A 25,862-nucleotide genomic window follows, 5' to 3' on the forward strand; every position below is an offset into this window, starting at 1 on the left:
AGGCGTTGTTAAGAACGTTACAGATTTCGGTGCATTCATCGATCTCGGTGGAGCAGACGGACTTCTTCATATCTCCGAAATGTCCTGGGGCAGAGTAGAGAACCCGAAGAAAGTATTCAACGTTGGTGACGAAGTTAAAGTTATGATCAAAGAGATCAACGGAGACAAGATCGCACTGTCCATGAAATTCCCGGAAGAGAATCCATGGCTTACAGCTGCTGAGAAATTCGCAGTAGGCAACGTTGTAACTGGTAAAGTTGCACGTATGACAGATTTTGGTGCATTCGTTGAACTGGCACCTGGAATCGATGCACTTCTTCATGTATCCCAGATTTCCAGAGAGCACGTTGCAAAACCATCTGATGTACTTTCCATCGGACAGGAAATCGAAGCAAAGGTTGTTGACTTCAACGGCGAAGACAAGAAGATCAGCCTTAGCATGAAAGCACTGGAAGCTCCTGCACAGGCAGAAGAAGACACAGAGGCTTAATTAATTCCAAATAATATGAAATCCCGACAGATTTAAGGTCTGCCGGGATTTTTTTTGCGTTATTTTCCGAGATTTTTGAGAAGACAAGGGAGAGAATGTGTCAGGTACTGCATCTGTTTCTGTCTGCTGTTGAGGAAACTTTCGTCGCAGCAGAACCAGGTGTAACAGGTCTGGGGCGTGGTTGCTGTCCGCAGGCTCTTGTCCACGTAGCGGCTGAGCGATTTGGGGATTGCCTGATCTTCTCCGGGGAGATATTCATAGTCCTTGTAATTCGGATAATACTGCCGGAGCTTTCCATCCCTGAGATGGAGGAGCAGTTTGGCTTCGGAATCATTGACGGTGAGATAGAATTCCTCTGTGACACAGGAAACGGGAACAGGGACCGGATGCTTTAGCGCCAGCGTGATCACAAGTTCTTCCTGGCCGTGCATGCGGACAGCGGAAGGCTCATATTCGCCGAGATAGAGGAATTTGTAGCTCAGAAGCGTATAGACAGATCCAAGCCCGCATAAGTCTTCCTGATTGTGACCCAGAACCGTTTCCAGTGCGGAGGGGTCCTTCTTTTTTATATAGGAGCGGTACAATCGGATGCACTGACCGCCGTCACAGTGTATTCTGTGTATGGAAGGAAACAGATTTTCCAGGTCGGGCTGCTTCATTCGTGATAATTTAAACAAAGTCTGACACGATCTGAGCGACTGATAGAGATCAATCGACGGAAGCTCTCCAAAAGGGGAAGGAAGACCGCTCCTTCGACACCTTTCCTCGAGATAAGGCTGGTCAAAACGGTTTCCATTGTACTGGATCGTACAGGTTGCGCCCTGTATATAGCGGGTAAATTCCTCGATGATCAGAGATTCTTCTTCGGGAGATTCCGCGAGCCACTGTGTCAGGATCCATAGGTTTTGTTCATATCGTACGGCTCCGATCAGATAAACGAAGGTGGAATATCGGGACAGACCTGTAGTCTCAATATCGTAAAAAATAGGTGAAAATTCTGACAACTTTAATTCTGCACTCGACAAAAATTTAACAGTATCAGGGTCTGGAAACCCTTGTAAAATCGGCATTTTTTTAACAATCATGTTATATTTTTCCTTTCTTGATTGTATTTAATTATACACAATATTTTGTGAATTGGGTAGTGAATTTTTAGTGAAAAAGATGTATAGTATAGATAGCGGTTATTGTGAATGGAGTGCACAGTAACTAATCAAGATTTCTACTGCAGAGGGCATCGTCTGCAGCACCAGAAACAAAATAAACATGGGCGGTGGATACCAGCTCATGAAAAAGGAGGAAACGAATATATGGGAAAACTGACCTTTAAGGGCGGAATCCATCCTTACGAAGGTAAGGAACTGGCAAAGAATCATCCGATTGAGAAGTATCTCCCAAAAGGAGACATGGCTTACCTGATGTCTCAGCACATCGGAGCACCGTCTGTTCCATGTGTCAAAAAGGGTGACCAGGTTCTCGCAGGACAGAAGATCGCAGATGCAGGAGGATTTGTATCTGTACCTCTTCACGCATCTGTATCAGGTACTGTTAAGGGGATCGAGAAGCGCCTGAATGCGACAGGCGCCATGATCGATGCGATCATCGTGGAGAACGACCAACAGTATCAGGAAGTGGAGCTCACACCTGCGAAACTGGAAGATCTGACCAAAGAAGAAATCCTGAACCGTATCAAAGAAGGCGGAGTAGTAGGTATGGGTGGAGCCGGTTTCCCGACTCATGTCAAACTGGCACCGAAGGATCCTTCCAAGATCGAATACGTACTGGTAAACGGCGCGGAGTGCGAACCGTACATCACCAGTGACTACCGCAGAATGATGGAAGAACCGGAGAAAGTAGTCGAGGGACTTAAAGTGATCCTGAAACTCTTTGATTCTGCCAAAGGTTATATCTGTATCGAGGACAACAAACCGGACTGTATCGAGAAGATGCAGAAACTGGTCAAGGATATCCCGAGGATCGAAGTCAAAGAACTCATGACCAAATACCCACAGGGTGGTGAGCGTACCCTGATCTACGCGACAACAGGCAGAGAGATCAACTCCAAGATGCTCCCGGCAGATGTTGGATGCGTGGTAGACAACGTAGAGACTGTAGTTGCTATATACAAGGCTGTTATCCAGGGCAGACCTGTCATGGATCGAGTTGTGACTGTAACAGGTGACGGCATCAAAGAGCCTAAGAACTTCAGTGTTTATACAGGAACCGATATGTCTGAACTGATCGATGCAGCAGGCGGACTGAAAGCCAAGATCGAGAAAATCATCTCCGGTGGTCCGATGATGGGATTCCCGTTATATGACCTTCATATCCCGTGCACCAAGACAACCTCTGCATTCCTTTTCCTGGAGCATGATGCAGTAGCTGAGGCACAGAAGATCCAGACGGCATGTATCAACTGTGGCCGTTGTGTAGGTGTCTGTCCCGGTCATGTTCTTCCGGCTCGTCTGGCTACGCTGGCTGAACGTGGTGATATGGCAGGTTTTGAAGCACTGGATGGTATGGAATGCTGTGAATGCGGATGCTGCAGTTATATCTGTCCGGCGAAGAGACCGCTGACCCAGAGTATCAAATCTATGCGTAAAATGGTTCTTGCCAGCCGTAAGAAGAAATAGGGGGAGGGAACAAAATGGAACAAATGTTAAATGTATCATCTAATCCTCATGTCAGGGACAAAATGACAACAAGCCGGATCATGCAGCTCGTTGCACTTGCGCTGCTTCCTACCACACTGTTTGGTATCTGGAACTTCGGCTTCCGTGCACTTCTTGTTGTACTCGTGACGGTTGCGTCCAGCGTCTTTTTTGAATGGCTGTATGACCGTCTTATGCATAAAAAGAACACAATCAATGATTTCAGTGCAGTTGTTACAGGACTTCTGCTTGCGCTCAACATGCCGCCGCAGATCCCGCTGTGGATGCCGGTACTCGGCAGTGCCTTTGCAATCATCGTTGTAAAACAGCTTTTCGGCGGTCTGGGACAGAACTTCATGAACCCGGCACTTGCTGCAAGATGTTTCCTGATGATCTCCTTTGCAGGCAAAATGACAGATTTCGCAGTGGACAAGTTGAGCGGATATCACTGTATTGATACTGTTACAGGAGCAACTGCTCTTGCAGAACTTAAGAACAGCGGATTCACAGCAGATTCCATCTCTGTAAAGAACCTGTTCATCGGTAATATTCACGGAACCATCGGTGAGACTTCTGCAATCGCGATCCTGATCGGTGCAGTGATCCTTCTTGCATTCAAAGTCATCGACCTCAAGATCCCGCTTACATATATCGGAAGTTTTGCAGTATTTGTAATCCTTTATATGCTTGGGACAGGCAAGGGATTTGATGTAAACTATCTTTTCAGCCATCTGTTCGGCGGCGGTCTGATGCTTGGTGCATGGTTCATGGCAACTGACTATGTAACGACCCCGATCACACCGAAGGGACAGTTACTTTACGGATGCTGTCTTGGTGTTGTCACAGCGATCTTCCGTCTCTTTGGCGGATCCGCAGAGGGTGTTTCCTATGCGATCATCTTCTGTAACCTTCTGGTACCGCTTATCGAGAAAGTGACCAAACCGGTTGCTTTTGGAAAAGGAGGTAAAAAAGCATGAGTATTGTAAAAGATACGATCGCGATTACAGCGATCACGCTTGTTGCCGGTCTTGCACTTGGCGTAGTCCAGGATATCACAGCAGATCCTATCGCACAGCAGCAGGAGCAGTCCAAACAGGAAGCATACAAGGCTGTATTTGAAGATGCAGACAGCTTTGAAGTATATGATGTAGATGCTGATGCACTGGCAGCAAACCTTGCAGAGAATAATTTCAATGCACAGACGATCAACGAGATCATGGAAGCCAAGGATGCTTCCGGTGAGACGATCGGCTATGCACTCAACGTTACAGATTCTGAAGGATATGGCGGAGACATCCAGTTCACCATGGGAATTCAGAATGACGGAACCTTAAACGGAATCTCCATCCTGTCCATCAGCGAGACAGCCGGACTTGGTATGAAAGCCAAGAACCCGGATTTCCAGGATCAGTTTAAGGATAAGAACGTAGAAAAATTCGAATATACCAAGACAGGTGCCACATCTGACGACCAGATCGATGCGATCAGTGGTGCCACAATTACTACAAATGCCATGACAAACGGTGTAAATGCCGGCCTTTGTGCATTTCGTTATGTGGAAGGAGGAGCAGAGTCATGAAAGCAAATACACCTGCTGAACGTCTTGTAAACGGTATTATCAAAGAAAACCCGACTTTTGTGCTGGTACTGGGTATGTGTCCTACACTGGCAGTTACCACATCCGCGATCAACGGTATCGGAATGGGACTTACCACAACAGTAGTCCTTGCAATGTCAAACCTTATGATCTCCCTTCTTAGGAAATTCATTCCGGATGGAGTTCGTATGCCGGCATTTATCGTTGTCGTTGCATCTTTCGTAACTATTGTACAGATGCTTTTACAGGGATTTATCCCAAGCCTGTATTCCGCACTTGGAATCTATATCCCTCTGATCGTTGTAAACTGTATCATCCTTGGCCGTGCAGAGGCATATGCTTCCAAGAATCCTCCAATCCCGTCATTATTTGATGGTATTGGTATGGGACTTGGATTTACCTTAAGTATCACCTGCATCGGTGCAGTCCGTGAACTTCTCGGTGCCGGACAGATCTTTGGACATCAGATACTTCCACTCGCAGCAGGCGGAAAGTTCGGATATGAGCCGATCACGATCTTTATCCTTGCACCTGGAGCATTCTTTGTTCTTGCAATGCTTGCAGCGCTCCAGAACAAATTCAAGATCGGTGCTGCCAAGAGAGGCATTGACCCGAGTGAAGGCTGCGGATGCTGCGCAGGCTGTGATACCTGCAACAACACAATGTGCAAAGGAGGCAAGGAAGCATGAAAGAATTATTACTGATCCTGGTAAGCTCTGCGATCGTCAACAACGTAGTCTTAAGCCAGTTCCTCGGACTCTGCCCGTTCTTCGGTGTATCCAAGAGAATCGAAACGGCGGCAGGAATGGGTGGTGCGATCATCTTCGTCATCACATTGTCTTCCTTTGTAACAGGTCTGATCTACAACTTCATCCTGGTACCGACACATATGGAATATTTACAGACGATCGTATTTATCCTTATCATCGCAGCACTTGTCCAGTTTGTTGAAATGTTCCTCAAGAAAGGTATGCCGGCACTTTATCAGTCACTCGGTGTATACCTTCCTCTGATCACAACAAACTGTGCAGTTCTTGGTGTTGCCCTGACAAACGTACAGAAAAGCTACAACATCCTTCAGGGAACTGTAAACGGATTTGCGACAGCAGTCGGATTTACAATCTCTATCACCCTGATGGCTGGTATCAGAGAAAAAATTGAATACAACGATGTTCCGGAATCTTTCCAGGGCTTCCCGAAAGTACTGCTTACAGCAGGTCTGATGGCGATCGCATTCTTCGGATTTTCCGGACTGCTTAAGTAACGAAGGAGGCGTAGATTATGGATATTAATGCAATTATCGTGGCAACTGTCGTTGTTGCAGCAGTGGGCCTCTTTATTGGAATCTTCCTCGGCGTTGCCGGCAAGAAATTTGCGGTAGAAGTCGATGAGAAGGAAGTTGCTGTCCGTGAAGCACTTCCGGGAAACAACTGTGGTGGATGTGGATATCCGGGCTGTGATGGTCTGGCAGCAGCGATCGCCAAAGGAGAAGCACCGGTCAATGCATGTCCGGTAGGCGGCGAAGCAGTTGGAAAAGTGATCGCAGGGATCATGGGACAGGAAGTTGTCGAGAGCGCACGTATGGCTGCTTTCGTAAAATGTACCGGAACTTGTGAAAAAACAAAAGACAACTACACTTACACAGGTGTAGAAGACTGTGAAATGATGGCATTCATCCCGGGCGGCGGTGCCAAAGCCTGTTCCTATGGATGTATGGGATTCGGAAGCTGCGTAAAAGCCTGCCCGTTTGATGCGATCCATATCGTGAACGGTGTTGCAGTCGTAGACCGTGATGCATGTAAAGCCTGTGGTAAATGTATCGCAAAATGCCCGCATCATCTGATCGAGCTTGCACCATACGAGCAGAAGACTTTCGTAGGCTGCAGTTCCCATGCCAAAGGCAAGGCTGTTACAACTGCCTGCGAACTTGGATGTATCGGATGTAAGAAGTGTGAGAAGACCTGTCCGAACGGTGCGATCACTGTTACAGACTTCTGTGCACACATCGATTACGACAAATGTACAAACTGCGGTGCATGTAAAGAAGCATGCCCGAGAAAAGTCATTCTCTAAAACTTCATATCATATGAATAAGATCCCGGCCGTGAGAGGCAATGCTTCTCTGACCGGGATCTTTTCGAATAGATGTTTGCTTTTTGCTTTTTGTTATGTTATGATTGAAAAACAGGAAAAAATTTGATTAGAGCAGGAGTAGAGTTTGCATGATTTCATTCATTTGCGGCCAGGTGGCAGATACAACAGAGAATTCTGTGATCATAGAGACAGGCGGGATCGGATATGAGGTTTTTATGACAGGGACGGCGATCGAGCAGGCGGTCCGTATGGAAGGTAAGGTGAAAGTCCATACATATTTCCATGTGCGTGAGGATGCCATGCAGTTATATGGTTTCTGGAATAAGGACGATCTTCAGATGTTCCGTCTTCTTCTTGGTGTCAACGGGATCGGGCCGAAGGCTGCACTGGGAGTTTTGGCAGGACTTACTTCTGATGAGCTTCGGTTCGCGGTACTCTCTGATGATGTCAAGGCTCTTTCCAAAGCGCCTGGGATCGGTAAAAAAACCGCCCAGAAACTGATCCTTGAACTGAAGGATAAACTGAAACTGGAGGATGCGTTTGAGAAGAAACTGGCACATGAGCAGGAGGCGGCAGTCCTTGCTGGTGCAGATTTCCATGATGGACGCCAGGAGGCAGTGGAAGCCCTGACAGCACTTGGCTACAGCAGTTCCGAGGCACTCAAGGCAGTCCGCAGAGTCACAGATGTAGACCCGGGCGATGTGGAAGCAATCCTCAAGGCTGCCCTCAAACAATTATAATGGAGTAATGATAAATGGAAAAAAGAATGATCACAACAGATGTGACAGAGGAGGATCTGCCTCTGGAGGGAAACCTCCGTCCACAGACCCTCGATGAATACATTGGTCAGGAAAAAACCAAAAACACACTCAAGATCTATATAGAAGCCGCGAAACAGAGACACGATGCCCTCGACCATGTCCTGTTTTACGGACCTCCGGGACTTGGTAAGACTACTTTATCCGGGATCATCGCCAATGAGATGGGAACCCATATGAAGGTAACATCCGGTCCGGCGATCGAGAAGCCGGGTGAGATGGCGGCGATCCTCAATAATCTCCAGGAGGGAGATATCCTGTTTGTGGATGAGATCCACCGCCTGAATCGTCAGGTGGAGGAGGTCCTTTATCCGGCGATGGAGGATTTTGCAATCGACATTATGATCGGCAAGGGTGCTTCTGCGAGATCTATCCGTCTTGATCTTCCGAAATTTACCCTGGTCGGAGCGACAACGAGGGCGGGACTTCTTTCTGCACCGCTCCGGGATCGTTTTGGGGTGATGCACCATCTGGAATTCTATAATAAGGAAGAACTTCAGACGATCATCCTTCGTTCAGCAGATGTCCTTGGTGTTGAGATCGATACGAGGGGTGCGGCAGAGATCGCCAAGCGTTCCAGAGGAACCCCGCGCCTTGCAAACCGTCTTCTCAAGAGAGTCCGTGATTTTGCACAGGTCAAATACGATGGAAAGATCACTTATGATGTAGCTTCTTTTGCACTGGATCTTCTTGAGGTGGATCAATATGGACTGGACAAGATCGACCGGAGGATCCTCAAGACACTGATCGTAAACTTCCAGGGAGGACCGGTTGGTCTGGAGACTCTGGCGGCAGCGATCGGGGAGGATGCAGGCACTCTGGAGGATGTTTATGAGCCATATCTTCTGCAGAATGGCTTCCTCAACAGGACCCCGAGAGGCCGTACAGCGTCCGCACTTGCCTATAAGCATCTCGGAATTGAAAGAAATTCGTAAAAATTCCTATACATTTTTACAAAATTCGATTATAATGGAGTACAGACAAGGCGTGAGGAGTATTACTACGCCATAGATTTGTAAAAATCTGGTCGGCTTCCGTTATGGAAGAAGGATGAAAGTTTAAGATACGGGAGGCTTGTTATGGCAGTCAAAAATACGGCGCAGGTAGTCATCGGAGGGAAGATCATAACTCTTGGTGGTTACGAATCTGAAGAGTATTTCCAGAAAGTGGCATCATATATAAATAACAAAATGTCTGAATTGAGCGAAATGCCGGGATATTCCCGTCAGCCAATGGAGACAAAGCACACCCTGCTCAGCCTGAATGTTACAGATGATTATTTCAAGGCAAAGAAGCAGGCAGAGATCTTTGAGCAGGATCTTCAGCAGAAGGATCAGGAGATGTATGAATTAAAGCATGAACTGATCGCACTCCGCATGAAGATCGAAGAAACTGAGAAGAAAGAACAGGATGCCAGAACACAGAAGGAACTTCTTGAAGGGAAGGTCAAGGAACTGGAAGAAGAGATAGATAAGTTGCTTAAGTAAGAGTAGGGAGGGGATTGCTTCGGTAGTCCTCTTTATTTGTTACAGAATGATCTGATGAAAGGAAAATCTCATTTGAAGAAACAGGAAATAGAATTACTTTCACCGGCAGGTTCCTATGAGGGATTCGAGGCTGCGATCGGAGCCGGTGCAGATGCAGTTTATGTAGGCGGACCGGATTTCGGGGCAAGAGCTTACGCGCAGAATTTTACACAGGAAGAACTGATCCGTGCGATCCGGACAGCGCACATTCATGGCAGGAAGCTGTATCTCACGGTAAACACCCTGCTTAAGAACCGTGAGATCAAGGAGAAACTCTTTGCTTCCCTGAAACCGCTGTATGAGGCGGGACTGGATGCGGTCATTGTTCAGGATCTTGGCGTTTTTCAGTTCATCCGCAGAAATTTTCCGGACATGCATATCCATGCCAGCACACAGATGGCAGTTACCGGACCGGAGGGAATGAAATTCCTTGAGGAACAGGGAGCGGCACGTGTCGTTGCTGCCAGGGAATTAAGCCTTGAGGAACTGGCTGCCATGCATAAGAAAAGCAGTATTGAGATCGAAGCGTTTGTCCATGGGGCTCTTTGCTACAGTCTGTCCGGGCAGTGCCTGATGAGCAGCATCCTCGGAGGCAGGAGCGGCAACCGTGGAAGATGCGCACAGCCATGCAGGCTTCCTTACCAGGTCCGTAAGGGAGAAGACAAGAAATTTCCGAAGACAGAGGATTTGTGTCCTCTGAGTCTTAAGGATATCTGTACACTGGATATTCTGCCGGAGATTGTAGAAGCGGGCGTGATGTCGCTCAAGATCGAGGGAAGAATGAAACAGCCGGGATATACAGCCGGGGTGACAGGTATGTATCGGAAATATCTGGACATATTGTTAGAGAACAGACAAAATTATCAGGTGACAGACAAAGACAGGAAATATCTTTTAGATATCTTTAACAGAGGCGGTTCCTGCACGGGCTATTATAAGCAGCACAACGGTCCGTCCATGATGGCATTCTCCAATGAGAAGAAGACCGGCGGCGTATCCGGAGAACTTACGAAATGTAAGGAGAAGATCACCGGAAGCCTGATGCTTTACCCGGAGAGCCCGGCAATCCTGCAGGTTTCCTGCGGGGACAGGCAGGTGGTGGTTTCCGATGGAGAAGTCCAGTTTGCCAAGGAACATCCGATGTCAGAGGAGCGTATCCGCAAACAGATGGAGAAACTGGGAAATACTGAATTTGAATGGGAATCCCTGGATATCCAGATGGATGGAAATATCTTTGTTCCGGTGAAACTTCTTAATGAACTCAGGAGAAACGCTCTGGCAGCATTGGGAGAAGAACTTTGTGCGCCGATGTACCGGAAAGCAGCGGACAGACCAGTGTTTGCCACAATGGAAGGGAGTCCTGCCGGAAAGAATGGCAGTATACCAGGCATGTTCATATCCTGCGAAACGATGGAGCAGGCAGAGACAGCATGGCAGAGAGACGAAGTTCAGGGATTGTATCTTCCATATTTTGTTATGGAGCAGGCAATGGCCAGGGGCATTCAGAACCAGAAAGAACTGTATCTTGCATTTCCTTATATCACCAGAGAACAGGCACCGGAGCATTTTTTTGAGACTGCTTTAAGGTGGCTTGAGGAAGGAATGAAGGGATTTCTTGTGAGAAATCTGGAATCCTATGGAATGCTGAAAAAACAGGGCCTTGAGAAATCTGCGGTTCTGGATGCAACGATGTATACCTGGAATAACGAAGCCGTCGATTTCTGGGAGAAACAGGACATTCTTAAGAATACGGTACCTCTGGAACTGAAAGAAGCGGAAATGCGTCACAGGGATAACAGGAACAGTGAGCTTATCGTATATGGATATATTCCATTGATGCAGTCAGCGCAGTGCGTCCGCAAAAATATCGCTTCCTGTGATATGTGCGAGGGCAGTATGATCCTGAAGGACAGATACGACAAGGAATTTACAGCAGTCTGTGTCTGCCACCCATGGAAAACAGGAACTACAAAAACAAAAGAACGCTGCTATAATATAATCTATAACAGTCTGCCGTATGGACTTCTTAAGGAGTCGAAGCAGGTGCTTGCACTTGGGATGCAGTCCTTACGTATTTCCCTGACTATGGAGACAGCTAAGGAAACAGAGCAGATTCTGGATGAATTTCTGGGGGTATATTATCATAACCGTATACCTGCCGAAAGGAACTTTACCAAAGGACATTTTAAAAGAGGAGCCGAGTAGGGGCATATGATCAATGTAATAGTAGAATTATCCAAATACATTATCCTGACGCTGATGATCGTCTATACGTTTCATTGTTTTTATACCGTGCGTCAGCCGGATGAAGAGGAGAGGAATGAGCTTCTGCGTCAGCAGCTTATCCTGATCTTTTTTATCGACTTCACTGCGTTTCTTGTGATCTACCTCAAGACGTTTGATTACAAGGTGGTACGTTTTTATATAGAAATGCAGATCTTTTTTGCAGTGATCCAGATCCTGTACAGAGTCTTGTACAAGAAAGCATCATTGCTGCTTCTGAATAATATGTGCATGCTTTTGAGTGTTGGATTTATCATGCTGTGCCGTCTTGACATCACGATGGCTACCAAGCAGCTTCTTGTTGCGGCCGGTGCCAGTGCTGTTGCGCTTGCAATACCGGTCATGATCCGTAAGATGCGTTTTCTTCGCAAACTGACCTGGATATATGCAGGAATAGGCGTTGTACTTCTGGGGGCTGTATTTCTTCTGGCCAGAACCAGCTATGGAGCGAAGTTGACACTTTTGGGTGTGCAGCCATCAGAGGCGATCAAGATTACCTTTGTATTCTTTATGGCATCATTTTTGTCCAGAGATACCAGTCTTAAAGCTGTGGTACAGGTATCGGCAGTTGCAGCTTTCCATGTGGGGATACTGGTGCTTTCCAGGGACCTTGGAAGTGCCGTGATCTTTTTTGTGGCTTATCTGGTCATGGTCTATGTATCTACCAGAAATGTCGGATATCTGGGACTTGGACTTGTAGGCGGAAGCGGGGCAGCAGTGGTCGCCTATCATCTGTTTGGACATGTCAGACAGAGAGTCAGCGCATGGAAGGATCCGATGGCAGTTTACCAGAACGAAGGCTACCAGATCGTACAGTCGCTGTTTGCAATCGGAACTGGTGGCTGGTTCGGCATGGGACTCTGCCAGGGCTCACCGGAGTCCATTCCGGTTGTCAAGAATGACTTTATCTTCAGCGCGATCTGCGAGGAACTGGGAGGGATTTTTGCAATCTGCCTGATCTTGGTGTGCATGAGTTTCTTCCTGATGATCGTCAATATCGCGCTGCGTATCATCAATCCTTTTTATAAGCTGATCGCACTGGGACTTGGAACAGAGTATGCTTTCCAGGTGTTCTTAACGATCGGTGGTGCTACCAAATTTATCCCTATGACAGGTGTTACCCTTCCGCTGGTAAGTTACGGAGGAAGTTCTCTTCTGAGCACGATCCTCATGCTGGCGATCATTCAGGGACTGTATATTTTGAGAGAAGACGAGGACGAGGAATTTGAGAAACGAAGAAAAGAAGCGTTACAGAGAATCAGAGCAAGAGAGGAGATCGGCGAAAGAACGCGCCGTATCTAAGAGCCGCAGAGCAAGAAATAAGGAATATACATTTGTATCTGTCTTCTTTGTGCTTATTTTTCTGGGACTGGCGGGATATCTTGTTTATTTCAATACCGTAAAGAGCGACAGTTTTATCAACAGTCCTTACAATACAAGACAGGATACATTTGCAGACAGAGTTGTGCGCGGAAGCATCATATCTTCCGACGGAGAGGTACTTGCACAGACAAATGTCAGTGAAGATGGAACAGAGGAACGGTCTTATCCATATTCCAATATTTTTGCACATGTTGTCGGATATGATACTAATGGAAAAAGCGGACTGGAATCAGAGGCGAACTTCCAGCTTCTGAGTTCCCATGAATTTTTCCTGAGCCAGATCAGAAATGAATTTGCCGGTGCGAAGAATGTCGGGGATACGGTCGTCTCCACTTTGAATGCGGATCTCCAGACAACGGCATACAATTCTCTTGGTGACAGGAGAGGTGCTGTTGTAGTATTGCAGCCATCTACGGGAAAAATCCTTGCGATGGTCAGCAAGCCGGACTTTGATCCGAATACGATCGCAGCAAACTGGGAACAGCTTGTAAATGATGAGACAAACAGCAGTCTTCTGAACCGTGCGACGATGGGACAGTATCCTCCGGGATCTACGTTCAAGATCGTCACAGCGCTGACTTATCTGCGGCAGAATGGGACTTTTAATGGATTTTCCTATGACTGCCAGGGAAGCATCACGAAAGAAGACCATACGATCCGGTGTTATGGCGGGACCGTCCATGGGCAGGAGGATTTTTATGCGGCATTCGCGAAATCCTGTAACTGTGCATTTGCGGAGATGGGAACACAGCTTGGCGGAGCTGCACTTCTTAAGACAAGCGAGAACCTTCTGTTTAATCAGAAGCTTCCGCTGAGATCCTATCGTAAGAGCTCCTTTACTTTAAATGGAAGCTCTGGAGTTCCGCTCACGATGCAGACGGCGATCGGTCAGGGAAATACCCTGGTATCTCCGATGCACATGGCACTGATCACAAGTTCCATTGCAAACGGCGGTGTTCTGATGAAACCATATCTGATCGACAAGGTGCAGAATCATGCCGGTGATGAGGTGGATACCACAGAGCCGGAAGCATATAAACGTCTGATGACAGACAACGAAGCATCTCTCCTCGGAGAACTGATGAAGGGGGTTGTACAGAACGGTACAGCTTCTTCTCTGAATGGAAGAGGCTATACAGTGGCAGGAAAGACCGGTTCTGCTGAATACAACGAAAGTGGTGCAAGCCATTCCTGGTTTGTCGGATATTCTAATGTTGATAATCCGGATATCGTGGTTTCTGTCATCGTCGAGGATGGTGGTACCGGAAGCGAGGCGGCAGTGCCGATCGCGGCGGATGTCTTTGATGCATATTATTTTGACTGATCGAATAACGATTAAGGTTGCCAGTTTGTCCAAAAAGAGTTATACTATTAACAGTTCAGTGTATGAAACTTACAGTTACTGTGAACGGAGTGAACAGTAACAACTCACACGCAGTACAGGAGGAAATTGCAACATGATAGAAGCAACGAGCTGTGGCGGTGTGGTAATTTATCGTGGCAAGATACTGGCACTTTACAAGTCTTATAAGAACCGTTATGAAGGCTGGGTGCTGCCAAAGGGAACTGTAGAACCAGGTGAGACGCATATTCAGACAGCACTTCGGGAAGTGCAGGAAGAATCTGGCGTGAAGGCTACCGTAGTCAAGTATATCGGCAAGAGCCATTATAATTTCACAGTTCCGGAGGATATCGTTACAAAGGAAGTACATTGGTATCTGATGACGGCTGATAATTATCATAGCAGACCTCAGAGAGAAGAGTTTTTTGTGGATTCCGGGTATTACAAATTCCATGAGATCTATCATCTGCTTCGTTTCTCGAATGAGAAGCAGATCGTGGAGAAGGCTTACCAGGAATATCTGGAACTACGGAGTCAGGGACTCTGGGGCAAACAGCGCAGAGATTGAGCATAACTGTTCAGATTTTCTGCATGGAAGATGTACAATAGGGCTGTGTTTCTGACGCAGCCCTGTTTAGATTCCGAAAAAAAGGAAATCCTCTATAATAACAGCCGAAGGAGAAGCAAGCGATGCTGAAATGGTGTAAGGATCTTCGCATTGGCGAGGGCGTAAAGAGAGCAGATAAGATCCGTCGTAAACTGAATCATGGGAAGATCGTGCCGGGTGTCTATCTTATCACTTTTTCAGAAAATCCACGGAACCTTCTGGAGATCATACCGGCTCTGACAATGATCCAGCAGAGTGCTGCAGACATCTGTCCGGAGATCATCGGACTTGCCGGCGATAAGGACGAGGCTGTGGATATGGTTGTGGAGATCATTCAGGAAGTCTACGATGCGACAGGAGATTTTCGGATAGAAGAATATTGGAAGAACAGGTGATGCCATGCTACATATCTTGTGGATGATCATAAAATTTATATTGATCCTTATAGGGATAATACTGGGGCTGATCCTGTTTGCACTGCTGCTGATTTTATTCTGTCCTGTAAGGTATCGGGCAGAAGGGACGAAGGAGGCCGGTTCCTTCCGCACTGCCAGTGGGCGGGCGAAGGTAAGCTGGCTGTTTGGCGGTATCTCATTTTCTCTTGGGTTTCAGAATGGACAGACGGTATCGGATTTCCGGTTATTTGGGATCCCTGTCATGAAAGTCCTGAAGAAACTGAGGAACCGTAAGAACAAGAAGAAAACAGATCCTGACATGGATGATGAGATAGAGTACAGTGAGACTGATGAGGACAGCACTGGAAATGCGACTTATATAGAAGCGAAAGAACTTTCTCGGGATGAGACAAAGCACAGCCGGGGAGTAGCAGAGACCCCGCAGGCATCCTGGCCGGAGATGGAAACATCCGAAGAAGATCTGTCAGATCCGGATATCGAGAAAGAACGCAAATGGCAGCAGACAGCAGAGAAACTTAAGAATCTGTTTTATGATCTGGGGAATAAAGCCAGAAGGATCTGGGACAAAATAAAAGCAGTCTATCGAAGGATCATGAAGATCCCCGCAGATCTGGAGAATCTCTCCCGAAAGAAGGATGCGCTTTGTGACAAGATTGACTGGTGGAAAGCATTTATCGGACATCCACGTACACAGAAAGCCATATCTCTTGTCAAAACCAGGGCATTTCGTCTTTTGCGGCATGTATTTCCGACGAAAGTGGAGGGAGAACTTGTATTTGACTGCACAGATCCGTCGATCACGGGCTCTGTACTTGCAGTCCTTGGAATGACGATCCCGCTTCACAGAAACTGTATCCGTGTCATGCCGCTTTTTGAGAACCGGAATGTTCTCTATGGAAATGTGAATCTGAAGGGCAGAGTATACGGGACCATGCTGGTTAAAACAGCCATAGAGCTGTATTTTGATAAAAATATAAAATACGTCATCAGACGATGGAAACATAAATAAAGGAGGACTGGTGTTATGTCAGGTGAAAACAATTTTAAGGATACTGTAAATTCTCTTTTTAAAGGAATGGATGCATTTATTTCTGCCAAGACAGTTGTCGGAGATGCGATCCATGTCGGAGATACGATCATCCTTCCGCTGGTGGATGTTTCCTTCGGCGTAGGAGCAGGGGCTTTCGAGGGTGACAAGAAGAGCAACGGCGGCGGTGGAATGACCGGTAAACTGACCCCAAGTGCCGTCCTGGTCATCCAGAATGGAACTACCAAACTCGTCAATGTCAAGAATCAGGACGGACTCACCAAAGTCCTCGATATGGTTCCGGATTTTGTAGACAGATTTGCCTCTGGATTCGGCAAGAGTGATGACACAGAAAGTGAGACAGAGATTTAAATAAAAAGTAAGAGATATATCAAAGAGCTTTATCGTGCAGGTGCGGTAAAGCTTTTTGTATTCCACAGGGGTTTTTGGCATAAGATATTATGAGACCATAAGATGAGGGTAAGAGTGTGGGAAGACTTCTGGGATTGATGATTTTCTGCATAGGGATAGGAATTGTGATCGGCATGCTGATACAGGAGAATGTGGTCATTATTGTCACAGCCGGGCTTTGCCTTCTCTGTGGTTATCATATGTTCTGCCATTAACAATGAAAATAGATGTTTTATAGCTTTGTTTATTGTAAAACGAAAAAGAGGCACGGGAAAATTCCCGTGCCCTGCTTGGTCGTTCATACATAATTCGGAATTATGCTCTCTCAACTTTTCCGGATCTCAGACAAGAAGTACATACATACATCTTCTGTGCACCGCCGTTAGCTGTTTTAACTTTAACGGATTTTACATTGGATTTCCACATTTTATTGGATCTTCTATGGGAATGACTTACATTATTTCCGAAATAAGCACCTTTTTCACAAACTGCGCATTTAGCCATGATAGCACCTCCTTGACGCTTTTTTTCAACAGATTTTATTCTACCAGATGAAGCCAGGTTTTGCAAGTAAAAAAATAGAAAATCTCAAAATATTCTTCAAAAGGGCAAAAACAAGGTAAAATATAGCTGTTTTCAGACTATATATTATAAGTATGAAACCGGAACGACAGAGATGAGGAATATTGTAAATATGTAAAAAATGTTATAAAATATGGTAAAAATGAAAAAACGTGTGAAATAATATCTTATTTCAAAATTTAATTATAAAAACACAGATAATTAAAAAATAATAGTAAAATCACTTGAATTATAGGGATGGGAGTGTTAATATAGAATTAAGCAATACATCTTTTTTATCTATGGCAATGCTGCCGTCTGTTTTTTTCTAGAAACATTTCAGAAATCCCTGTTTTTCATCGGATCAGGTCAAAAGCAGGGAGCTGAAATATCAAGAAGAAAAATGCTATCGTGTATGAGCTGGCTGGAGATCAAATCCGACCAGCTTCTTTTTATATTAGAAATCATGAGAACAGCCCATGTCGAAATTAAACATTGTCTTATCCAAAAAAACGGGTTATAATATATTTATATAATAATTTTTTATGGAGGTCACTATATGAATGGACGTATAGATTCCGGCTTAGGGCAGATCGTCATTGATACAGACGTTATTGCTACCTATGCGGGCAGTGTGGCAGTTGAATGTTTCGGGATCGTAGGAATGGCAGCAGTCAGCATGAAGGACGGACTGGTCAAGCTGCTTCGTATGGAAAGCCTGAAACATGGTATCAGTGTCAAGATCACAGAGGACAACAAGATCCGCCTGAATTTCCATGTGATTGTAGCGTATGGCGTAAATATCAGTACGATCGCCGATAACCTTGTCAGCAATGTGAAGTACAAAGTAGAGGATTTCACTGGCATGGAGATCGACAAGATCAATATTTACGTAGAAGGCGTTCGCGCAATAGACTAAGGAATCAGAGGAGGAACACGTGTTGAATATAAAAACCATCGATGCCAGTGTGCTTTCCAGAATGTTCCTGGCAGGAGCCAAGAATCTGGAAGCAAAGAAAGAATGGATCAATGAATTAAACGTATTTCCGGTACCAGACGGAGATACAGGAACCAATATGACAATGACGATCATGTCAGCAGCTGCAGAGGTAAGTGCACTGACAGATCCGGATATGGAGACTCTTGCCAAGGCGATCTCTTCCGGTTCTCTCCGTGGAGCCAGAGGAAACTCAGGTGTTATCCTTTCCCAGTTACTTCGAGGATTCACCAAGAGCGTTAAGAAAGCTAAGGAACTCGATGCACTTGCAGTTGCAGCAGCTATGGACCGTGCAGTAGAGACTGCATACAAGGCAGTTATGAAACCGAAGGAAGGAACCATCCTCACTGTAGCCAGAGAAGCAGCACTCAAGGCTGCAGAGATCGCTCCGGAAGCAGAGGAACTGCAGCCGTTTTTTGAGGAAGTTTTTGCACACGCAGAGGCAACTCTGGCAAAGACACCGGAGATGCTTCCTGTTCTTAAGGAAGCAGGTGTTGTAGACTCCGGTGGACAGGGTCTCCTTGAAGTTTTAAGAGGTGCCATTGACGGCTTCCTCGGCAAAGAAGTAGATTATTCCGACTTTGAGAAGACTGCGGGACCAGCAGTGACCAAGATCTCTCCACAGGCAGAGGCTGATATCAAATTCGGTTACTGTACAGAATTCATCATCCTTCTGGACAAAACGCTTCCGATCGAAGAAGAACACAAATTCAAGGAATTCCTGACTTCCATCGGTGATTCCATCGTTCTCGTTGCAGACGATGAGATCGTCAAAGTCCATGTGCACACCAATCATCCGGGACAGGCGATCGAGCGTGCACTGACTTATGGAGCCCTTTCCCGTATGAAGATCGACAACATGCGCGAAGAACATCAGGAAAAACTTATCAAAGACGCAGAGAAACTTGCCAAACAGCAGGCAGAAGAAGAGAAGAAACAGGAACCGGCAAAGGAAGTTGGCTTCATCGCAGTGTCCGCAGGTGATGGACTCACAGACATCTTCAAAGAACTTGGTGTAGACTATCTGATCGAGGGCGGTCAGACCATGAATCCAAGTACTGAGGATATGCTGAACGCGATCGACAAAGTCAATGCCAAGGCGATCTACATCCTTCCTAATAATAAGAACATCATCCTCGCGGCAAACCAGGCAAGAGATCTTACTGAGGACAAGGAGATCATCGTTGTTCCGACCAAGACGGTTCCACAGGGAGTTACTGCTCTCATCAGCTACGTTCCGGAGAAATCTCTCGAGGAAAACACCGAAGAGATGACCGAGGCGATCGCAAGAGTCAAGACTGGCCAGATCACCTATGCAGTCAGAGATACCAGGATCGAGGATAACGAGATCCATGAGGGAGATATCATGGGTATTGGTGACAAGGGAATCCTTGCAGTCGGAAGCGGCAAAGAAAAAGTTGCAGAGGATACCGTAGCAGCCATGATGACAGATGATGCTGAGGTTATCAGTGTTTATTATGGCGCAGATGCTTCCGAGGAGAAGGCAGAGGAACTCGCAGCTACTCTGGAAGAGAAATATCCGGACTGTGAAGTAGAAGTAAACTATGGCGGACAGCCGATCTATTATTACATCATTTCTGTTGAGTAGGACAAATGGCACAGAGTTTAAGAACCCTAAAAGGTGTAGGAGAGAAGACTGAGAAGCTTTTCCAGAAGGTTGGTATTTACGATACCGACGATCTCCTGCACTACTATCCAAGAAATTATGATGAATATGAAACGCCGGTAGATATCGCAGAGCTTAAGGAGGAGACGGTGCAGGCCGTCTCCGCTGCGGTATGTTCCGGCGTTTATGTTAATTCCGTGAGGGGCAGACAGATCATCTCCGTAAACATCGCTGACCAGAGCGGGAAATTTCCTGTGGTCTGGTTCAATCTTCCATATTTGAAGAAAACCCTCAGGAAAGGAAGCTGGTTTGTTTTCCGCGGCAGGATCGTGCGCAAGCAGGGCAAGCTTGAGATGGAACATCCGGAGATCTTTACCCCGTCAGCATACGAGGAGATCCTGCATAACCTCCAGCCGATATACGGACTGACAGCAGGACTTTCTAACAAGACCGTCGTCAAAATGGTCACACAGCTTCTGGAAACACTTCCGATGCAGAGTGAATACCTCCCGGAAGAACTCAAAGAACGCTACAGACTTGCAGACATCAACTACGCACTCAAGACCATCCATTTCCCAAAAAACAAAGAAGAACTGCTTGTTTCCAGGAAACGCCTTGTTTTTGACGAATTTCTTCTTTTTATCATTTCTGTAAGGCGAATGAAAGAAAAGGCAGAGGAGACTCCGAACTGTTTTCCAGTCAAAGAAACCTGGCTGACAGAGGAGGTCATTGAGCGTCTTCCCTATTCACTTACGAATGCACAGCTTAACGCCTGGCACGAGATTGAGCGCGACCTTGCCGGAAGAACGATGATGTCCCGGCTTGTACAGGGAGATGTTGGAAGCGGCAAGACGATCCTCGCATTTCTTGCGATGTTCCTTGTGGCAGATAATGACTATCAGGCAGCCCTGATGGCACCGACCGAAGTCCTTGCAAGACAGCATTACGAAGGATTCCTGAAACTGATGGAAGAACAGGGACTTTCTTTCCCGACCGTTCTTCTGACCGGTTCTGATACAGCAAAAGAAAAACGTATCGCCTACGAACGCATTGCCTCCGGAGAAGCTGCTATCATCATCGGTACGCATGCGCTGATCCAGGAAAAAGTCGAATACGCAAACCTTGCCCTGGTCATTACAGATGAGCAGCACCGTTTCGGTGTCAAACAGAGGGAAGCCCTGACAACGAGAGGAATTCCGCCTAATGTCCTTGTCATGAGCGCAACACCGATCCCGAGAACACTGGCGATCATCCTCTACGGAGATCTTGATATCTCCGTGATCGATGAACTTCCGGCAAAGCGTCTCCCGATCAAAAACTGCGTTGTCAATACTTCATACCGCCCCAAAGCCTACTCCTTCATAGAGAAACAGGTGCGCCAGGGCAGACAGGCATACGTTATCTGTCCGATGGTAGAGGAGAGCGAGGGCATGGATGCAGAAAACGTCCTCGATTATACGCAGAAGCTTAAAGAAAACCTTCCATCTGACATTCAGATCGAATACCTCCATGGCAAGATGAAACCCAAAGAAAAGAACCGTGTGATGGAGTCTTTCGCAGCCGGCGAGATCCAGGTGCTTGTCTCAACAACGGTCGTTGAGGTAGGTGTGAATGTGCCGAATGCCACTGTCATGATGGTTGAAAATGCCGAACGTTTCGGTCTTGCACAGCTTCACCAGCTCCGCGGCCGTGTAGGACGTGGAGAATACCAGTCTTACTGTATTTTTATCCAGGGAAATCAGGATCAGATTTCGAAACGTCTGGAGATCCTGAACAAATCAAATGATGGCTTTTATATCGCAGGCGAAGACCTCAAACTCCGTGGCCCCGGCGACTTGTTCGGGATCCGTCAGAGTGGTGATATGGAATTTCGGATCGGTGATATCTACAACGATTCCACGATCCTCAAAGAAGCCAGCGAAGCGGCAGAAGAGATCCTTTCCCTGGACCCGGAACTTGATCTTGAACAGCACAGATCTTTGAGAGAACGGATGGAACATTACAGCCAGAATGCGACAGAAAACATCGCCCTCTGAAAAGAAAATATTGCCAAACCCGGGAAAACGTGGTATTTTAGTACCGTAAAAAATATTTTTCACCTTGTAAGGAGGCTATTATGGCTACAAGAACAACGACAAAAAAGGCAGAACCTAAGACAACAACTGCGAAGACGGCTATCGAAAAAGAGGCTCCTGCAAAGCTCGCTGCAGAACCGGAGACAAAAGAGCCGGTCAAAGCAACAGTAACCGAGAAAACAACTGAAGAAGTAAAAACACCTGCAAAGAAGACAACCAGAAAGAGAACTGCTGTCAAGAAGACAACCGAAGAAAAGACAACAGAGAAGAAAACCACTGCGAAGAGAACAACCAGAAAAGCAGCTGCAAAGAAAGCAGAAGCAACTACAGAAGTATTCGTACAGTGGCTTGGCAAAGAGATATATGCAAAGGATGTTGTTGAGAGCATCAAAAAGATCTGGACAGAAGAGATGGGCAGAAAAGAATCAGAACTTGAAGACTTAAAAGTATATATCAAACCAGAAGACAATGGGGCACACTATGTCATCAATGGTGATATTACAGGATTTCTTGGATTATAAGAACAATAAAAAGCTCAGATGATCTGTTCATCTGAGCTTTTTGACCCTTTCAGGCAGAGAGATAAAGATTAATACTGACCGCCCTGGCTTCCGGAAGACATCTGTCTTTCCTGCTGCTCGATCATTTTTTTAACCATATATCCGCCGACAGAACCATTCTGTTTGGAGGTAAGGTTTCCGTTGTATCCATCTGTGAGCGGTACACCTAATTCATTTGCTACTTCGAATTTAAAACGGTCCAGTGCGCCTTTTGCTTCTGGTACGACTGCTTTGTTAGAAGAAGTATTGTTTGACATGATTGATTCCTCCTTGGTTGTTTTTGTGTTTGTGTTACAATGCTAGTATGTGGATTTATCGAAATAATACACTGGAATTTAGCGTATAATCTGCCAGAAATATGAAAATATTAAATTTCTATGAATTGTGTATAAGTTTGAAAGATTTAATTGCACTTTTTTTGGTAACTTGTTATAATAAACAAAAATAAGTGTTACTGTTTACCACGTTAACAGTAACAAATAAGCTTAAAACTAAAAAACCAGTAATGTATTGGTGAAAATGGAGAGATGAACGATGAATTTAGGAATCATTGCACACAACAGCAAAAAGGTACTTATCGAAGATTTCTGTATCGCCTACAAGAATATTCTCGCCAAGCATGAGGTTTATGCTACCGGAACAACCGGAAGGCGGATTGAGGAAGCCACAAACCTTCATGTGCATAAGTTCCTTGCAGGAAGTATAGGCGGAGATAAGCAATTTATGGAAATGGTAGAACGACAGGATCTTGACATGGTCATCCTGTTTTACAATCCGGTCATGATGGATCCGAAAGAACCGGACATCCACGCCATCGTTATGAGGTGTGATCAATATAATATACCGGTCGCTACGAATATCGCAACGGCAGAACTTCTGATTCTCGGACTTGCACGCGGCGACCTGGATTGGAGACTGAATCTGAAATGAGAGTAATCGCTGGAACTGCCAGACGTCTTGCACTCAAGACAGTGCCTGGCATGGAAACAAGACCAACTACAGACAGAATCAAAGAAACTCTGTTTAATATTCTGCAGCCATACATTCCGGACAGCACCTTCCTGGATCTTTTCAGTGGAAGCGGTGGAATCGGGATCGAGGCACTCAGCAGAGGCGCAGAACATGCGACCTTCGTTGAGAAAAATCCCAAGGCATGCGCCTGCATCCGGGAAAATCTTGCATTTACAAAGCTGGCTGAACATGGTAAACTGCTGAACATGGATGTACTGCAGGCTCTTCGTTCTATGGAAGGGCAGGCTGCATTCGACTGTGTTTTTATGGATCCACCGTATAACAATGAGCTGGAGAGACAGGTGCTGGAGTATCTGCAGGATAGCTCCCTCGCGGATGAGGATACCCTGATCATCGTTGAGGCAGACCTTCATACGGACTTCTCTTATGTGGAAGAATTTGGCTATGAACTGAGCCGTTCCAAAGAATACAAGACCAATAAGCATATTTTTTTGCACAAAAGAAAGTGAGAAATACCTATGGTAACAGCAGTTTATCCGGGAAGTTTTGATCCGGCAACCTATGGTCATCTGGATGTCATCAGGCGCGCAAGCGTATCTTTTGACAGAGTTGTAGTCGGGGTTTTGCAGAATTCTGCAAAAAGTCCGTTGTTTTCTGTGGAAGAACGTGTTAATATATTAGAAAAGGCGACCAGGGATATCCCGAATGTGATTATCAAGCCATTTGACGGACTTTCTGTGAACTTTGCCAGAGAGAATCAGGCCCAGGTCATTGTACGTGGGCTTCGTGCGGTTACTGATTTTGAGTATGAGCTTCAGATGGCTCAGACCAACCGCGTTCTGGCTCCGGATGTAGATACCGTATTCCTGACCACAAGTCTGGAGTACGCTTATGTAAGCTCCACCATTATGAAGGAAGTAGCCCGATTTGGAGGAGATTTATCCAGTTTTGCACCGGCAGAGATCATTCAGGAACTACTCCTGAAGATGCAGGAAAAAGACAAAATATAAGGAGAATGTACTATGAGCAGCAGAATTGAACAGCTTATCGACGAAATCGATGAATTTATAGAAGGCTGTAAATTTCAGCCTTTATCAGCAACCAAGATCGTTGTAAATAAAGAAGAGATGGAAGAGTACTTAAGAGAACTTCGTCTTAAGACTCCGGATGAGATCAAGAGATATCAGAAGATCATCAGCAACAAAGATGCGATCCTTGAGGATGCACAGACCAAGGCAGATGCCCTGATCGCAGATGCACAGACCAAGGCACAGGAGCTCGTTACACAGCACGAGATCATGCAGAAGGCTTACGCACAGGCGAACGAGACCATCAACGCTGCCAACAAGCAGGCACAGGAGATCCTGGATTCCGCTACACAGGATGCCAACAGCATTCGTCTGAGCGCGATCACTTACACAGATGACATGATGGCAAACATCGGATCTGTCCTGAACCAGACACTGGAGGATGCAGGCGGCAAATACAAGACTTTCATCGACTCTCTGCAGAGTTGTCTGGAAGTTGTAAACCACAATCGCCAGGAGCTGGCACCTCAGACAGCACAGGCAGCAGCGATCACAGGTTCTTACCATGACGAACCTGCCAAGGAAGCTGAGGATGACAATCTCTTAGATGATCTTGGCGAAGAATAAGAATAGTAGTATGACGATCAGCGCATTCACAAGCTTGGATGCGAGATAGGGAAGCAGGGAGAGTTCTTCTGTCACGAGGCTTCGTGTTTGTGCAGTGATGCAGGCACCGCCGAGTACGACAGTGACCAGGGCACAGAGATATTTTATTTCCGGTTTCAAACCTGAGAGTGCGAGACTGTGAAGCCCGGTAGTCATTTCCAGGAGGCAGAACAGCACATACGAAAGTATGGACTGACTTTTCCAGAAATGACGTACACAGGCAGTCAGGATCGAGAACATAAGAATATACCCGCCCAGTTTGGTGATCGTTTCGAAACCGTTCATAATAGAGGCATCCAGTATGGCTCCCGGAGAGCTGTCAGAGGATGTCTCTTTTTTTGATGTGTATATCGGGGAGAAGCCAGCAGTGTACCGGCTGCCTGTACGAAAAAACCACAGGCGCATGCACAGCATGGTGAGGAAGGCGGAGCCGAGAAGAAGCGAGAATACCTCCAAAGCAGAGACCTGCCCGTTCATGCAGGTATGTATCAGATAAGAACTGATGAACATGGGACTGGCGTGGTTGGTAAAAGTCAGGAGATACTGTGCTTCCCTGCGACTGATCTTTCGGCTGGCATAGAGATCGGAAGTAAGTTTGGCTCCCATGGGATAACCACAGAGCAGCCCAAAAAGAACGGCATAAGCTCCGGCAGGAGAAACACCGAAGATTTTTTGCCAGATGGATTCCATGGGGGTTAGGCGCTGGCCGATCATATCTGTTCGGATCAGGA

At 46.3% G+C, this 25,862-nt stretch carries 30 protein-coding genes; 26 read left to right on the forward strand and 4 right to left on the reverse strand.

Translation table 11 applies throughout. From position 1 onward, the window contains the following. Nucleotides 1-490: S1 RNA-binding domain-containing protein (locus tag QZL69_RS10460; protein WP_291519339.1), on the forward strand; the 490-nt coding region annotated here is incomplete at its 5' end. A gap of 59 nt (nt 491-549) precedes the next feature. Here QZL69_RS10460 and QZL69_RS10465 read toward each other — a convergent pair. Continuing rightward, nucleotides 550-1,494: a ribonuclease H-like domain-containing protein gene (locus QZL69_RS10465; RefSeq protein WP_291519340.1), complete on the reverse strand. Its 945-nt coding sequence runs from the start codon at nt 1,492-1,494 to the stop codon at nt 550-552. A 306-nt stretch (nt 1,495-1,800) separates the two neighbouring features. On the opposite strand from QZL69_RS10465, the gene rsxC reads away from it, so the two are divergent. From rsxC to QZL69_RS10550, 17 genes are all read left to right on the forward strand, one after another. Next, nucleotides 1,801-3,123 (forward strand): electron transport complex subunit RsxC, encoded by a 1,323-nt coding sequence (gene rsxC / locus QZL69_RS10470; protein WP_022215157.1) that lies wholly within the window; start codon nt 1,801-1,803, stop codon nt 3,121-3,123. 14 nt (nt 3,124-3,137) lie between these two features. Further along, the gene (locus tag QZL69_RS10475; RefSeq protein ID WP_022215158.1) at nt 3,138-4,118 is read left to right on the forward strand and encodes an RnfABCDGE type electron transport complex subunit D; all 981 of its coding nucleotides are present in this window, start codon (nt 3,138-3,140) and stop codon (nt 4,116-4,118) included. Beyond that, nucleotides 4,115-4,720: an RnfABCDGE type electron transport complex subunit G gene (locus QZL69_RS10480; RefSeq protein ID WP_022215159.1), complete on the forward strand. Its 606-nt coding sequence runs from the start codon at nt 4,115-4,117 to the stop codon at nt 4,718-4,720. The genes QZL69_RS10475 and QZL69_RS10480 overlap by 4 nt, the downstream gene beginning before the upstream one ends. Then, a complete protein-coding gene (rsxE, locus tag QZL69_RS10485; protein WP_022215160.1) occupies nt 4,717-5,427 on the forward strand; it encodes an electron transport complex subunit RsxE in 711 nt (236 codons plus the stop codon). Before QZL69_RS10480 ends, rsxE begins: the two co-directional genes overlap by 4 nt. Further along, nucleotides 5,424-6,002 (forward strand): electron transport complex subunit RsxA, encoded by a 579-nt coding sequence (rsxA, locus tag QZL69_RS10490; protein WP_022215161.1) that lies wholly within the window; start codon nt 5,424-5,426, stop codon nt 6,000-6,002. Before rsxE ends, rsxA begins: the two co-directional genes overlap by 4 nt. 17 nt (nt 6,003-6,019) lie before the next feature. Next, a complete protein-coding gene (locus tag QZL69_RS10495) occupies nt 6,020-6,811 on the forward strand; it encodes an RnfABCDGE type electron transport complex subunit B (RefSeq protein ID WP_022215162.1) in 792 nt (263 codons plus the stop codon). Nucleotides 6,812-6,960: 149 nt separating this feature from the next. Then, nucleotides 6,961-7,572 carry a Holliday junction branch migration protein RuvA gene (ruvA, locus tag QZL69_RS10500; protein ID WP_022215163.1) on the forward strand — a complete coding sequence of 204 codons (612 nt, stop codon included), beginning with the start codon at nt 6,961-6,963 and terminating at the stop codon, nt 7,570-7,572. 14 nt (nt 7,573-7,586) lie between these two features. Beyond that, a complete protein-coding gene (gene ruvB, locus QZL69_RS10505; protein WP_022215164.1) occupies nt 7,587-8,585 on the forward strand; it encodes a Holliday junction branch migration DNA helicase RuvB in 999 nt (332 codons plus the stop codon). Nucleotides 8,586-8,729: 144 nt separating this feature from the next. Beyond that, the gene (zapA, locus tag QZL69_RS10510; RefSeq protein ID WP_022215165.1) at nt 8,730-9,137 is read left to right on the forward strand and encodes a cell division protein ZapA; all 408 of its coding nucleotides are present in this window, start codon (nt 8,730-8,732) and stop codon (nt 9,135-9,137) included. 72 nt (nt 9,138-9,209) lie between these two features. Then, nucleotides 9,210-11,381, forward strand: a complete 2,172-nt coding sequence (locus QZL69_RS10515) for a peptidase U32 family protein (RefSeq protein ID WP_022215166.1) — start codon at nt 9,210-9,212, stop codon at nt 11,379-11,381. A 6-nt stretch (nt 11,382-11,387) separates the two neighbouring features. Continuing rightward, nucleotides 11,388-12,761 (forward strand): FtsW/RodA/SpoVE family cell cycle protein, encoded by a 1,374-nt coding sequence (locus tag QZL69_RS10520; protein ID WP_022215167.1) that lies wholly within the window; start codon nt 11,388-11,390, stop codon nt 12,759-12,761. Further along, nucleotides 12,685-14,166, forward strand: a complete 1,482-nt coding sequence (locus tag QZL69_RS10525; protein WP_199704962.1) for a peptidoglycan D,D-transpeptidase FtsI family protein — start codon at nt 12,685-12,687, stop codon at nt 14,164-14,166. Before QZL69_RS10520 ends, QZL69_RS10525 begins: the two co-directional genes overlap by 77 nt. Before the next feature lie 133 nt (nt 14,167-14,299). Further along, nucleotides 14,300-14,752: an NUDIX hydrolase gene (locus tag QZL69_RS10530; RefSeq protein WP_022215169.1), complete on the forward strand. Its 453-nt coding sequence runs from the start codon at nt 14,300-14,302 to the stop codon at nt 14,750-14,752. A gap of 122 nt (nt 14,753-14,874) precedes the next feature. Next, the gene (locus QZL69_RS10535; protein ID WP_022215170.1) at nt 14,875-15,186 is read left to right on the forward strand and encodes a hypothetical protein; all 312 of its coding nucleotides are present in this window, start codon (nt 14,875-14,877) and stop codon (nt 15,184-15,186) included. Between the two features lie 4 nt (nt 15,187-15,190). Further along, a complete protein-coding gene (locus tag QZL69_RS10540; protein ID WP_022215171.1) occupies nt 15,191-16,216 on the forward strand; it encodes a hypothetical protein in 1,026 nt (341 codons plus the stop codon). A gap of 15 nt (nt 16,217-16,231) precedes the next feature. Next, a complete protein-coding gene (locus tag QZL69_RS10545; RefSeq protein ID WP_022215172.1) occupies nt 16,232-16,606 on the forward strand; it encodes a GerW family sporulation protein in 375 nt (124 codons plus the stop codon). Between the two features lie 116 nt (nt 16,607-16,722). Beyond that, nucleotides 16,723-16,860 carry a hypothetical protein gene (locus QZL69_RS10550; RefSeq protein WP_173905484.1) on the forward strand — a complete coding sequence of 46 codons (138 nt, stop codon included), beginning with the start codon at nt 16,723-16,725 and terminating at the stop codon, nt 16,858-16,860. 100 nt (nt 16,861-16,960) lie between these two features. Here the strand turns inward: QZL69_RS10550 and rpmB are convergent, their stop codons facing one another. Beyond that, nucleotides 16,961-17,149, reverse strand: coding sequence for a 50S ribosomal protein L28 (gene rpmB / locus QZL69_RS10555; RefSeq protein ID WP_022215173.1), 189 nt, complete (start codon nt 17,147-17,149; stop codon nt 16,961-16,963). Nucleotides 17,150-17,765: 616 nt separating this feature from the next. On the opposite strand from rpmB, the gene QZL69_RS10560 reads away from it, so the two are divergent. The 4 genes from QZL69_RS10560 (at nt 17,766) to QZL69_RS10575 (ending at nt 22,426) form a co-directional block, all read left to right on the forward strand. Continuing rightward, nucleotides 17,766-18,125, forward strand: coding sequence for an Asp23/Gls24 family envelope stress response protein (locus tag QZL69_RS10560; protein WP_022215174.1), 360 nt, complete (start codon nt 17,766-17,768; stop codon nt 18,123-18,125). 22 nt (nt 18,126-18,147) lie between these two features. Next, a complete protein-coding gene (locus QZL69_RS10565) occupies nt 18,148-19,812 on the forward strand; it encodes a DAK2 domain-containing protein (protein ID WP_118251474.1) in 1,665 nt (554 codons plus the stop codon). 5 nt (nt 19,813-19,817) lie between these two features. Beyond that, entirely contained in the window at nt 19,818-21,866 is a 2,049-nt protein-coding gene (recG, locus tag QZL69_RS10570; protein WP_022215176.1) for an ATP-dependent DNA helicase RecG, read from the forward strand. Nucleotides 21,867-21,946: 80 nt separating this feature from the next. Beyond that, on the forward strand, nt 21,947-22,426 hold the full coding sequence (locus QZL69_RS10575) for a DUF6465 family protein (RefSeq protein ID WP_022215177.1): 480 nt from the start codon (nt 21,947-21,949) through the stop codon (nt 22,424-22,426). 68 nt (nt 22,427-22,494) lie between these two features. Here the strand turns inward: QZL69_RS10575 and QZL69_RS10580 are convergent, their stop codons facing one another. Then, the gene (locus QZL69_RS10580; RefSeq protein WP_022215178.1) at nt 22,495-22,722 is read right to left on the reverse strand and encodes an alpha/beta-type small acid-soluble spore protein; all 228 of its coding nucleotides are present in this window, start codon (nt 22,720-22,722) and stop codon (nt 22,495-22,497) included. A gap of 277 nt (nt 22,723-22,999) precedes the next feature. On the opposite strand from QZL69_RS10580, the gene QZL69_RS10585 reads away from it, so the two are divergent. From QZL69_RS10585 to QZL69_RS10600, 4 genes are read left to right on the forward strand one after another with little or no spacing between them, the layout of a single operon-like run. After that, entirely contained in the window at nt 23,000-23,395 is a 396-nt protein-coding gene (locus tag QZL69_RS10585) for a methylglyoxal synthase (protein ID WP_022215179.1), read from the forward strand. Beyond that, nucleotides 23,392-23,946, forward strand: coding sequence for a 16S rRNA (guanine(966)-N(2))-methyltransferase RsmD (gene rsmD, locus QZL69_RS10590; RefSeq protein ID WP_022215180.1), 555 nt, complete (start codon nt 23,392-23,394; stop codon nt 23,944-23,946). Before QZL69_RS10585 ends, rsmD begins: the two co-directional genes overlap by 4 nt. A gap of 9 nt (nt 23,947-23,955) precedes the next feature. Then, nucleotides 23,956-24,447, forward strand: coding sequence for a pantetheine-phosphate adenylyltransferase (gene coaD / locus QZL69_RS10595; RefSeq protein ID WP_022215181.1), 492 nt, complete (start codon nt 23,956-23,958; stop codon nt 24,445-24,447). A gap of 12 nt (nt 24,448-24,459) precedes the next feature. Then, the gene (locus tag QZL69_RS10600) at nt 24,460-25,092 is read left to right on the forward strand and encodes a hypothetical protein (RefSeq protein WP_022215182.1); all 633 of its coding nucleotides are present in this window, start codon (nt 24,460-24,462) and stop codon (nt 25,090-25,092) included. On the opposite strand, the gene QZL69_RS10605 is transcribed toward QZL69_RS10600, so the two are convergent. Next, the coding region (locus tag QZL69_RS10605; RefSeq protein ID WP_291519361.1) for a hypothetical protein at nt 25,069-25,862 on the reverse strand (794 nt) is incomplete at its 5' end. The two genes, QZL69_RS10600 and QZL69_RS10605, sit on opposite strands and share 24 nt — an antisense overlap.

It is taken from the genome of Blautia sp. CAG:237 (genome assembly GCF_000436615.1).
Taxonomy (GTDB): domain Bacteria; phylum Bacillota; class Clostridia; order Lachnospirales; family Lachnospiraceae; genus Blautia_A; species Blautia_A intestinihominis.

What these genes read in the sequence shown, in the direction of transcription:
- rsxC (WP_022215157.1), top strand. Translation starts at nt 1,801, where the DNA reads ATGGGAAAACTGACCTTTAAGGGCGGAATCCATCCTTACGAAGGTAAG.
- QZL69_RS10475 (WP_022215158.1), top strand. Translation starts at nt 3,138, where the DNA reads ATGGAACAAATGTTAAATGTATCATCTAATCCTCATGTCAGGGACAAA.
- QZL69_RS10480 (WP_022215159.1), top strand. Translation starts at nt 4,115, where the DNA reads ATGAGTATTGTAAAAGATACGATCGCGATTACAGCGATCACGCTTGTT.
- rsxE (WP_022215160.1), top strand. Translation starts at nt 4,717, where the DNA reads ATGAAAGCAAATACACCTGCTGAACGTCTTGTAAACGGTATTATCAAA.
- rsxA (WP_022215161.1), top strand. Translation starts at nt 5,424, where the DNA reads ATGAAAGAATTATTACTGATCCTGGTAAGCTCTGCGATCGTCAACAAC.
- QZL69_RS10495 (WP_022215162.1), top strand. Translation starts at nt 6,020, where the DNA reads ATGGATATTAATGCAATTATCGTGGCAACTGTCGTTGTTGCAGCAGTG.
- ruvA (WP_022215163.1), top strand. Translation starts at nt 6,961, where the DNA reads ATGATTTCATTCATTTGCGGCCAGGTGGCAGATACAACAGAGAATTCT.
- ruvB (WP_022215164.1), top strand. Translation starts at nt 7,587, where the DNA reads ATGGAAAAAAGAATGATCACAACAGATGTGACAGAGGAGGATCTGCCT.
- zapA (WP_022215165.1), top strand. Translation starts at nt 8,730, where the DNA reads ATGGCAGTCAAAAATACGGCGCAGGTAGTCATCGGAGGGAAGATCATA.
- QZL69_RS10520 (WP_022215167.1), top strand. Translation starts at nt 11,388, where the DNA reads ATGATCAATGTAATAGTAGAATTATCCAAATACATTATCCTGACGCTG.
- QZL69_RS10530 (WP_022215169.1), top strand. Translation starts at nt 14,300, where the DNA reads ATGATAGAAGCAACGAGCTGTGGCGGTGTGGTAATTTATCGTGGCAAG.
- QZL69_RS10535 (WP_022215170.1), top strand. Translation starts at nt 14,875, where the DNA reads ATGCTGAAATGGTGTAAGGATCTTCGCATTGGCGAGGGCGTAAAGAGA.
- QZL69_RS10540 (WP_022215171.1), top strand. Translation starts at nt 15,191, where the DNA reads ATGCTACATATCTTGTGGATGATCATAAAATTTATATTGATCCTTATA.
- QZL69_RS10545 (WP_022215172.1), top strand. Translation starts at nt 16,232, where the DNA reads ATGTCAGGTGAAAACAATTTTAAGGATACTGTAAATTCTCTTTTTAAA.
- rpmB (WP_022215173.1), bottom strand. Translation starts at nt 17,149, where the DNA reads ATGGCTAAATGCGCAGTTTGTGAAAAAGGTGCTTATTTCGGAAATAAT.
- QZL69_RS10560 (WP_022215174.1), top strand. Translation starts at nt 17,766, where the DNA reads ATGAATGGACGTATAGATTCCGGCTTAGGGCAGATCGTCATTGATACA.
- recG (WP_022215176.1), top strand. Translation starts at nt 19,818, where the DNA reads ATGGCACAGAGTTTAAGAACCCTAAAAGGTGTAGGAGAGAAGACTGAG.
- QZL69_RS10575 (WP_022215177.1), top strand. Translation starts at nt 21,947, where the DNA reads ATGGCTACAAGAACAACGACAAAAAAGGCAGAACCTAAGACAACAACT.
- QZL69_RS10580 (WP_022215178.1), bottom strand. Translation starts at nt 22,722, where the DNA reads ATGTCAAACAATACTTCTTCTAACAAAGCAGTCGTACCAGAAGCAAAA.
- QZL69_RS10585 (WP_022215179.1), top strand. Translation starts at nt 23,000, where the DNA reads ATGAATTTAGGAATCATTGCACACAACAGCAAAAAGGTACTTATCGAA.
- rsmD (WP_022215180.1), top strand. Translation starts at nt 23,392, where the DNA reads ATGAGAGTAATCGCTGGAACTGCCAGACGTCTTGCACTCAAGACAGTG.
- coaD (WP_022215181.1), top strand. Translation starts at nt 23,956, where the DNA reads ATGGTAACAGCAGTTTATCCGGGAAGTTTTGATCCGGCAACCTATGGT.
- QZL69_RS10600 (WP_022215182.1), top strand. Translation starts at nt 24,460, where the DNA reads ATGAGCAGCAGAATTGAACAGCTTATCGACGAAATCGATGAATTTATA.